The sequence below is a fragment of the uncultured Faecalicoccus sp. genome (genome assembly GCF_944325745.1).
Lineage (GTDB): Bacteria > Bacillota_I > Bacilli_A > Erysipelotrichales > Erysipelotrichaceae > Faecalicoccus.
Map to the genome: position 1 here is coordinate 1 of NZ_CALVBG010000050.1, position 9,310 is coordinate 9,310.

The 9,310-nt window shown below is 44.7% G+C and carries 9 protein-coding genes; 8 read left to right on the plus strand and 1 reads right to left on the minus strand.

The genetic code is table 11. From position 1 onward, the window contains the following. Window positions 1-7: 7 nt before the first annotated feature. Window positions 8-1,534, minus strand: coding sequence for an L-lactate permease (locus tag Q0J48_RS05510; RefSeq protein ID WP_296242365.1), 1,527 nt, complete (start codon window positions 1,532-1,534; stop codon window positions 8-10). A gap of 221 nt (window positions 1,535-1,755) precedes the next feature. On the opposite strand from Q0J48_RS05510, the gene mraZ reads away from it, so the two are divergent. The 8 genes from mraZ to Q0J48_RS05550 all read left to right on the plus strand — a co-directional run bounded on the left by mraZ (window position 1,756) and on the right by Q0J48_RS05550 (window position 9,297). After that, on the plus strand, window positions 1,756-2,187 hold the full coding sequence (gene mraZ, locus Q0J48_RS05515) for a division/cell wall cluster transcriptional repressor MraZ (protein WP_296242367.1): 432 nt from the start codon (window positions 1,756-1,758) through the stop codon (window positions 2,185-2,187). Between the two features lies 1 nt (window position 2,188). After that, window positions 2,189-3,118: a 16S rRNA (cytosine(1402)-N(4))-methyltransferase RsmH gene (gene rsmH, locus Q0J48_RS05520; protein ID WP_296242368.1), complete on the plus strand. Its 930-nt coding sequence runs from the start codon at window positions 2,189-2,191 to the stop codon at window positions 3,116-3,118. Between the two features lies 1 nt (window position 3,119). After that, window positions 3,120-3,431, plus strand: a complete 312-nt coding sequence (locus Q0J48_RS05525; RefSeq protein WP_296242369.1) for a hypothetical protein — start codon at window positions 3,120-3,122, stop codon at window positions 3,429-3,431. A gap of 20 nt (window positions 3,432-3,451) precedes the next feature. Further along, a complete protein-coding gene (locus Q0J48_RS05530) occupies window positions 3,452-5,698 on the plus strand; it encodes a penicillin-binding protein (protein WP_296242370.1) in 2,247 nt (748 codons plus the stop codon). 91 nt (window positions 5,699-5,789) lie between these two features. Next, window positions 5,790-7,049, plus strand: coding sequence for a hypothetical protein (locus Q0J48_RS05535; protein WP_296242372.1), 1,260 nt, complete (start codon window positions 5,790-5,792; stop codon window positions 7,047-7,049). Window positions 7,050-7,064: 15 nt separating this feature from the next. Continuing rightward, window positions 7,065-8,156 (plus strand): cell division protein FtsZ, encoded by a 1,092-nt coding sequence (ftsZ, locus tag Q0J48_RS05540; RefSeq protein ID WP_296242374.1) that lies wholly within the window; start codon window positions 7,065-7,067, stop codon window positions 8,154-8,156. Window positions 8,157-8,212: 56 nt separating this feature from the next. After that, window positions 8,213-8,587: a hypothetical protein gene (locus Q0J48_RS05545; protein WP_296242377.1), complete on the plus strand. Its 375-nt coding sequence runs from the start codon at window positions 8,213-8,215 to the stop codon at window positions 8,585-8,587. A 56-nt stretch (window positions 8,588-8,643) separates the two neighbouring features. Then, a complete protein-coding gene (locus Q0J48_RS05550; protein WP_296242380.1) occupies window positions 8,644-9,297 on the plus strand; it encodes a UDP-N-acetylglucosamine pyrophosphorylase in 654 nt (217 codons plus the stop codon). Window positions 9,298-9,310: the final 13 nt, after the last annotated feature.

A 9,310-nucleotide genomic window follows, 5' to 3' on the forward strand; every position in this document is an offset into this window, starting at 1 on the left:
TTTTTTATTAAAGGATCATATTGCCGACAAAGGCGAGGATCGACATCAAGAGGATCATCACAGCGCCATAAGGCAAGACCATCGACAATAGTTTGGAATCTTGGCCTTTGGAATCGACACTGCTCAAGGCAATCGCCAGACTTTGCGGGCTGAGCATCTTTCCGACAGCCACGCCCAGAGAATTCAAGGCGACGATCCACAAACTGTTCGCCTGCAAGGCTTGGGCGGCCTCCATCTGGACTTGGCCAAACAAGACGCCGGAATTGGTTCCGGATCCTGTGACAAAGGTTCCCAAAGCGCCAAACCAAGGGGCGAAGAAAGGATAGAAGCTTCCGGTGATCAAAATCACGAAACTGGAAATATCGCTGATCATCCCGGCATAGCCCATGATCTTGGCACAGGCCAATACACAAAGCATGGTGATCATCGTTTCTTTCATCTGCTTGAGTGTTTCTATCAAGACTTGGATGAAGTCTTGAAGTTGAGCTTTCTGGATCCATCCGCCTAAAATGGCCGACAAGAAGATCCAGACGCCTGGCGTATTGATCCAGGAGAAGGAAACCAAATTAGGATGGGATCCTGTGTAGATCGTCATTTGGGTCGAGAAGACCGATAAGGCTTCATTTATCGGAGCCACGAGCTTCGATGTCAATAAAAGGAAACAAAAGATCAAAATAAAAGGGCTCCAAGCCGTGATGGCTTTTGTGAGAGTAATTTTTTCTTTTGACTGGACCTGCATTTCATAATGCGGGTCCGGTTTTTTCTTTAGCGCTAAAAGAATCGTGAATAATAAGGAACATACACTGCCGACAACGACAGCCAACTCGGCGCCGACAAAATAACTGACGGCTAACTGCGGAAGAATAAAGCCTAGACCGCTAGCCAGCGTCAAAGGGATCATTCCTTTTAAAGCCTTCGGACCTTTTCCAGTTGCCATAACGATCAAAAACGGAGCAGCAATCACAAAAGGGGCTAGCTGAAGACTGGTCATAAAGGCCAGGGAAGTGTTCTCCAATCCGACCAGGTTGGCTAAGGTGACAGTAGGGATCCCGATGGAACCGAAAGGCGTCGGGACACCATTGGCCAACAAACAAACCAGACAGCTGAACAGCGGCTTGAAGCCCAGACCGACCAGCATGCTGGCGGGAATCGCGATCGCTGTTCCAAAACCGGCCATTCCTTCCATGAATCCGCCAAAGCACCAGGCAATCAATAAAACGATGATACGGCGGTCGCTGCTGACAGAAGCAATCATCTGTTTGATGATCTCCATGGCGCCTGTCCGCAATGTCAGGTTATATGTAAAGACGGCTGCAATGATCACGATGATGATAGGCCATAAAGCCATCGCAAACCCTTCGGCAAGGGCCGTTGTCATATCGATGATCGGCATGTGCCAATACGTGACGGCTAGAATTGCGCTGAGGATCAAAGAGCCGATCGCCGCTTTAAAAGTGGGCCATTTGAACACGGTCAGCGCCACGATCAGCCACAGAATCGGCAACAGAGCCAGAATAAATACAAATAGATTCAAGATCTCACCTCTCTCAAATGGGTTTGAAACCTTTTCAATTATACCGAAAAAAGCCTAAAATCCAATAGATTTTGTATTTTTTTGGTCTAAAAAAAGTTGAAGGTTCAACCGATTGTATAAAAATAATATTTATTGAAAAAAAAGTTGTCAAAACAGAGCGAAATGATGTATTATGGTGGTGCAAAGTAGCGGAAAGTGTCTAAAGGTGGGGGTGATGACACGTGTTCATGGGGGAATACGCACATAATATCGATCGTAAGGGGCGATTGATTATGCCAGCGAAATTTCGAGAAGATCTTGGTGAACACGTCGTTGTCAACCGCGGTTTGGACGGCTGCTTGTATGTATATACCTCTTCTCAATGGGAGGCGGTGTATAAAAAACTATCGACCTTGCCTTCCACCAACAAAGATGCGCGTATGTTTCAGCGTATGATGTTGTCAAAGGCAGCGGAGGTAGACCTGGACAGCCAGGGAAGAATCCTTATACCTCGCACATTGATCGATTTGGCTGGTTTGGAAAAAGAGTGTCTGATCGTAGGGATGGCCAATCATTTAGAGATTTGGTCTAAAGAGCGTTGGACACAATTGGAAGAAGAACAGTCAGGTTCCTTTGAAGAAGCTGCAGAAGCTTTAAACGGATTCATGGAGTAACATGGAACATCAAAGTGTACTTTTAACCGAAACGATCACAATGCTCGATGTCAAAGAGGATGGCATCTATGTGGACTGCACATTAGGCAGAGGGGGCCATAGTGCAGAGATCCTGAAACGATGTCCAAAGGGTCATTTGTATGGCTTGGATCGAGACCGACAAGCTTTAGAAGAAAGCCAGGTTCGATTATCCAAGATTGGTGACAATTTCACCTGCATCCATACGGACTTTGGCCATATGAGATCGGCATTGGCTGCATATGGGGTAGATAAAGTGGACGGGATCTTGATGGATCTGGGGGTTTCCAGTCCTCAATTTGATGACCCGGAAAGAGGATTCAGCTATCGATACGATGCGCGCCTGGATATGCGGATGGATCAAACACAAAAATTAGATGCGTGGATGGTCGTCAATACATATCCTCAAGAGGAACTGTTTCGTATCTTTCGTGATTATGGTCAAGATCCGCATGCGTATGGGATCGCAAAGGCTATTGTGAAAAGTCGTCAGGAAAAGCCGATTGATACGACCTTTGATTTAGTGGAAGTGATTCGATCTTGTCTTCCGGCAAAGGTTCTCAATCAAAAGGGGCATCCGGCCAAGCAGATCTTTCAAGCGATCCGCATTGAAGTTAATCAAGAGTTGGATCAATTGAAAATGGCATTGCGGGATGCGATTGAGATGTTGGCGCCACAGGGACGACTGGTCGTGATTACTTTTCATTCTTTGGAAGATCGTATGGTAAAAACGATGTTCAAAGAAGTGGCTGTACAGAAAAAGGTAGACAGGCGTCTGCCGCAAATTGGGATAGAAAATTTAGAATATGAGTTGATTTCAAGGAAACCGGTAACGGCTTCGGACTCTGAGCTTGCGTTAAATCGCCGAGCTCATAGTGCAAAACTGAGGGGATTGAAAAAAAAGGACAGTTAATATGCGGCAAACAAAAAATAATAAAAAGAAACAAAAAAGAAATATTCGCCAATTACGTCCGGAGAAGTTATTACTTCTGGCGTTCTGCCTTTCATGTGTCTTCTATTGTTTTTCTAAAATCGGCTTGAATTCGTACAATATTACACTTTCTGTAGAAGATCAAAGATTAGCTTCAGAATTGGCAGAAACACAAGATGAAGTTCATACTTTGAAAACAGATATTTCTTCGATCCAAGATAAGAATAAAATGTTAGGTATCGTAGAAGATGAACTAACTGAAAATCAAGACAATATCTATGTGATCAACAATTAGTTCGGATAGGTGGATGCTGAATGAAAATAAAGCGTAGAAGAAAACAGTCGCTTGATCCACGTGTGATGCGTCGCACGATCAGGCGAAGTAATAAACAGCTTTATCGAATGATTCAAGTGATGGTGATGATTGGAACATTAGTGGTTGCTAATGTTCTTTTCACTATGGTTACAAAAACTCATTTTTGGTCAGGCGAAAGCGCGTTGAATTCAAAAATATCGTCTTCGATCGTAGATACGAAGGTAGAAGCCAAACGCGGCACGATCTATGACCGCAATCACAATGTAATTGCCCAGGAAGTAAAAGCTTGGACCATTGTTGCGTACTTGGATTCCAGTGTCGTGGATTCAGAAGGAAATCCCAACTATGTCAAAAGCGCATCGACTACGGCGAAAAAATTATGCAAAGTTTTAAAAAAAGCGGATGAGGAAAATATAGAAAAGATCATCAAGAATGCGAAAAAGAAAAAGTTGTCGCAAACAGAATTAGGAGCAGGAACCAAACGATTGGACGAAGAAACGATGAAAGCAGTGCAAGAGTTGGACCTGCCGGGCATTGCATTTATTGAAACGGGCAATCGAAATTATCCGACCACACCTTTCTCCAGCAACCTTGTAGGCTTTGCGACCTATGATGAAGATGAACAAAAAATCGTAGGAAAAATGGGATTGGAACAGACAATGGATGATATTTTGTCTGGAAAAGACGGTCGTGTACAATATCAACAAGCTGTGGATGGCAGTGTGCTTCCGGGAACAACGAAAGTCTATGAAGAAGCTGAAGATGGAGACAGTGTCGTTTTGACTATTGATGCGGATCTTCAGGTGACGGTTGAAAAAGCCATGGAGGAAACGATAAAAAACAACAGTGCCTCTAGTGCTTGGGCAGTTGTGATGGAAGTAGAGACCGGTAAGATCCTGGCGTGGGCCAGTTATCCTACTTTTGATCAAAATAAACATGAAGAGATTCCAACGTATAATGATTATGTCAGCATGGTCGCCTATGAGCCAGGGTCAGTCATGAAGGTGTTCACGTATGCGGCAGCGGTCGATACGGGGACCTTCCCGGAAAATACGATGTTCCGTGCCGGAACCTTCACGTATACGTTTGATACTGCAACCGGACGGATCGTTCGTGTTGCCAACGGGACCAAAACTCCATATCCGGCCATCAGTGATGCCTTGAATGAGGATTTTGGGACACTGACATTTGAAGATGGACTCGCATTCTCCAGTAACGTGGGGATCTGTGAACTGTTGGCAAACTACATGAACTATGGATCTCTGGAAGAGTATCTGGATGCTTTCGGATTCTTTAAAGAAACCGGCATTCCTTATGTTACGGAAGCGACAGGAACAAAGAACATCGGCCTGCCTATGGACTATTTATCCAGCGGATTTGGACAAGCCAGTTCGATTACCGCTTTACAGTTGATGCAGGCTTACTCGGCCATCTTTAATGAAGGAACGATGGTGCGTCCTTATGTCGTGGATTCGATCGAAGATGCACAATCGGGAGAAACAATCAAAAGTTATTCGACCAAAGAAACAGGAAATCCGATCTCATCCGAAACAGCCAATAAAATGGTAGAGATGATGAAGCATGTGCTGGATGAAGGAAGAACGGGGGCCCGATTTGCTATTGAAGGCGTTTCTATGGCCGTCAAGACCGGGACAGGAGAATATTATAATCCGGATACGGGGAAATATGATACAGTCAACTATACTTCCAGTGTGATCGCGGCGGCTCCGGCAGAAGACCCTAAGGTTATGGTCTATTGGGGCATGATCGGTCCGAATTATGTCAATTACAGTGCGGAACAATTCCAAAATATCATGAAAGCGGCGTTGGTGACCTATGGAGTCAGCGGCAGTGGTGCCCAAAGTCAAGCGAACAGCGAAGAAGCAGAAACTTGGGAAACGTATACGATGCCTAATCTTGTCAATCATTCCCTTGACTATGCCAATAGTAAAATGTCGGGATGGAAAAGCCAAATCGTGACCATCGGAAATGGTTCGACGGTGATCCAACAATACCCATCGGCTGGAAGTTTGGTCAGCTCGGGAGATCGGATCTTCTTGTTGACGGATGGCAATCAGATCACAATGCCCGATATGACCGGTTGGACACGAAAAGATATCACGGCTTTCTGGGATCTGACGGGCATACAGATACAGACGGATGGTTATGGAACGGTAACGGCTCAAAGTGTTGCTCCAAATACTCCAATCGATACGAGCGCACAGATTACTGTCTCCATGAAATAAAAAATGAGTTGTTTTTAGAAATAGACTAAACTTCTATAAAGAAATTTGTTATAATTGAACATGATTCGAAAGTAGAAAAAGGAGAATTCGAATGCCTAAGAAAAAAGTGTATGCGACTCTGGAAATTGCGGATCAGGAAATACGTCTGATTGTTTTAGAAGTCTATGAAGCCCGTAACAATGTTTTACGCGTTGAACGTGTACAATGTTCCGGGGTACAAGGACAGAAGATTCGCAATGAAGCAGCCGTTGTTAAAGCCATTCAGGAAGCCTGTAAGAATGCGCAAAGCGCTTTGGGCTTTCGTATAGAACGTGTGTTGCTCGCAATCCCAAGCGTCAACGTTCATCGCAGTAGTCAAAAGATCCATATACAAATTGGAGATGGAACACGAACAATTCGTTTATTCCATATTCAGCAGGGATTTAATAAAGCCATTGAAAAACAGCTGGGAGAAGAACTCGTATTCGTTAATGCGAATCGAATTGCCTATATTGTCAATGGTCAGGAAACGACAAAAATGCCGATCGGTGAAGAATGTGATGATTTCTTCATGGATATCGATTTGTTATATGCCGACAAGGAAACAATGTATGCTTATGCGCGTTGTGTAGAACAAGCGAATCTGCAGATCTTAGATGTTTGCATCGATGCTTATGCACTGGCCCAGGAGACAGGTGTCTTGATCTCCGATCCGGACAAAGCCACGATCTTGATTGATCTGGAGAAAGAGCATTGCACGCTTTCACTGTTCCAACATGGACGCTTGTTGAATACTACAACCTTAGAAGAAGGATACCATTCCTTTACAACTGATCTGCAAGCGAAATATCATCTCAGCGATGAAGTATGTTATCGCCTGCTGCAGAACATCTTTACTGCCAACGAAAGTGAAGCCAGTGATGTGATCTGCTATATCGAACAAAAAGAAGAAATGCGTGTAGAGATCACGCTGCAAGAATTGACCACAAGTTGTCTGGCAAAGATCCGCAGCTGGATCGCAGATGTCAACGAAGCCTGTGCGCCGATCGCCGCTCAATCTTCCATGCGTTATGTCCTGACAGGACAGGGGGCCAATATCCGCGTATTCTCACAATTGGAAGGAGCTTTCAATGCGAAAGCGCAGATTTTTGAAGAACAGACCATTGGTGCTCGTGATGGAGCTTTTGTTTGCGGCCTAGGAATGGCATATGCCTGGCAATATGTCAATCGGATCCGTCATAGTGATCAGATTTGTGTCAACAACAATGAATTAGAAGCCAGTATCGATTCCATCAATACAAGAGCGAAATCAGGCTCTGAGGGTGGATTTACACAAAAATTAAAAAATGCGATTCTGACAGAGAAGGAATAAACGGAGGTACGAAAGATGACAGAATTTAATCAAGTTGCGACAATTCGTGTATTAGGAGTCGGCGGGGGCGGATCCAATGCCGTAAACCGCATGGTTGCAGATGGAGTCAAAGGAGTTGATTTCTATATCTGCAATACGGATATCCAGGTCATGAAAAATTCGCCATGTGAAAATAAGATCGTTTTAGGTCGTGAAACGACAAAAGGATTAGGAGCCGGAGGAAATCCGGAATTTGGCCGTAAAGCCGCCGAAGAAAGCGAAAGCGAGATTCGGGAAGCCATCAAAGGGTCCGATATGGTCTTCATCACTGCCGGTATGGGTGGAGGAACCGGAACCGGTGCGGCTCCGCTGATCGCAAAGATTTCCAAAGAAGAAGGCGCTTTAACTGTTGCCGTTGTGACAAAACCATTTACCTTTGAAGGAAAACGTCGTATGAACAATGCGACAGACGGAATCGAAGAATTGAAGAAACACGTGGATTCTTTGATCATCGTATCGAATGATAATCTGTTGGAAGTCATTGGCCGTAAGCCAATCGAAGAAGCCTTCCAGGCTGCGGACAATGTTCTTCGTCAAGGTGTACAGACAATCTCTGACTTGATTGCCGTACCGGCATTGGTGAACTTGGACTTTGCCGATGTTCGCAGTGTCATGCAGAATCAAGGCCGTGCTTTGATCGGTATCGGTATGGCTGAAGGCGAAGACAAGGCCGTGAGTGCCGCTGAAAAAGCCATCCAGTCTCCATTATTGGAAGCTCAGATCAATGGAGCGACCAGCGCGATCATCAATATCACCGGCGGTGATAAAGTATCTTTGTTTGATGCTCAGAATGCGGTGGCAGTCATTCAGGATGCTGCCGGAGGCGATGTCGACTGCATCTTCGGTATTGCGATCAACGAACAGTTAGGCGATGCCATCATCGTTACAGTCATCGCAACGGGATTTGAAGAAACAAAGAAAGTCGCCAAGAAACGCAGCGATTCTCGTCCTAAAGAATCTTTGTTCACACAGCCTTCTGTACAGGCGCCAACGACGGCCGGGGTTGTAACGAGTGTGGAAGAAACAAACGGGGATGATTCGATCCCAAACTTCTTCTTTAATCGCTAATGTACTTTCTCTATATGGATGATTCCTTCTTTGGGAATACAGACTTTTCGCGGGATATGCGTTACAAGCTGCTCGTCACCTTGAAGGAAATGCCGATCGATCACGTTTTGGTTTCCAATGCGAAGACAAAACAGTCTGTGATCGAGCACTTCTTTGAAGAATTTCCGGATATTGAGGTAAAGATCAGTACAACTAGATGGAATCAAGATGGAAAAGAATGGGTTCTATCGAACCAGATGTTGACCCAGGACACGCTTCAGATCCGTCCTTATGCGGGAACTTACTGCATTGTGGATTCCGATTCATTGATTTACGAAAGGATCTATTTGGATCTCTTTCCACAGGAAGAAACGGATATAGTTTCGATCTTAACGGAAGCGATCCAGAAAGCGATGGGATCTTTAGAAGAATCAAAAGATTTAAAATCTTAAGCTTGCCTAATGGGCAGGCTTTTTTTTAGAATAAAAGAGGATTGGAGTGAAAGATGATGGTTACGATTCAAGAGTTGTATGATTTAGATCATACTTTGGCAAAAGAATACTTACAAAAATTTACATATCCTTGGGAAGCTTTAAAAGGAATCCACGATTTGATCCTGGAGCTCGGCCCGACTTTAAAAGATTATAAGGAAATCCAGCCGCAAGTCTGGGTTCATCCGGAAGCTGTGGTTGCGCCCACTGCTTATTTAGGAGCTCCCTGCATCATTGGTCCGCGTACCGAGGTTCGGCATGGCGCCTTTATCCGCGGCAATGCCTTGGTGGGTGCCGACTGTGTGGTAGGAAATAGCGTAGAGCTTAAAAATGTGATCTTGTTTGATCATGTCCAGACGCCGCATTATAACTATGTAGGCGATTCTATCTTAGGCTATTATTCACATATGGGTGCGGGTTCGATCACATCCAATGTCAAAAGCGATAAAACTTTAGTTGTCGTCAAAGACAAAGAAAAGGCCATTGAAACCGGATTGAAGAAAATGGGGGCGATGCTGGGAGATCATGTGGAAGTCGGATGCAACTCAGTTCTCAATCCAGGGACGGTCATTGGCATAGACACAAATATTTATCCATTATCCCGTGTTCGGGGCGTGATTCCCGCGCACAGTATCTATAAAGATGCAGAACATGTTGTAGAAAAGGCTTGATCCGCCTTTTCTT

Excerpts from the sequence above, each read along its gene's own strand:
- rsmH (WP_296242368.1), top strand. The coding sequence starts at position 2,189 with ATGGAACATCAAAGTGTACTTTTAACCGAAACGATCACAATGCTCGAT.
- Q0J48_RS05525 (WP_296242369.1), top strand. The coding sequence starts at position 3,120 with ATGCGGCAAACAAAAAATAATAAAAAGAAACAAAAAAGAAATATTCGC.
- Q0J48_RS05530 (WP_296242370.1), top strand. The coding sequence starts at position 3,452 with ATGAAAATAAAGCGTAGAAGAAAACAGTCGCTTGATCCACGTGTGATG.
- Q0J48_RS05535 (WP_296242372.1), top strand. The coding sequence starts at position 5,790 with ATGCCTAAGAAAAAAGTGTATGCGACTCTGGAAATTGCGGATCAGGAA.
- ftsZ (WP_296242374.1), top strand. The coding sequence starts at position 7,065 with ATGACAGAATTTAATCAAGTTGCGACAATTCGTGTATTAGGAGTCGGC.
- Q0J48_RS05545 (WP_296242377.1), top strand. The coding sequence starts at position 8,213 with ATGCGTTACAAGCTGCTCGTCACCTTGAAGGAAATGCCGATCGATCAC.
- Q0J48_RS05550 (WP_296242380.1), top strand. The coding sequence starts at position 8,644 with ATGGTTACGATTCAAGAGTTGTATGATTTAGATCATACTTTGGCAAAA.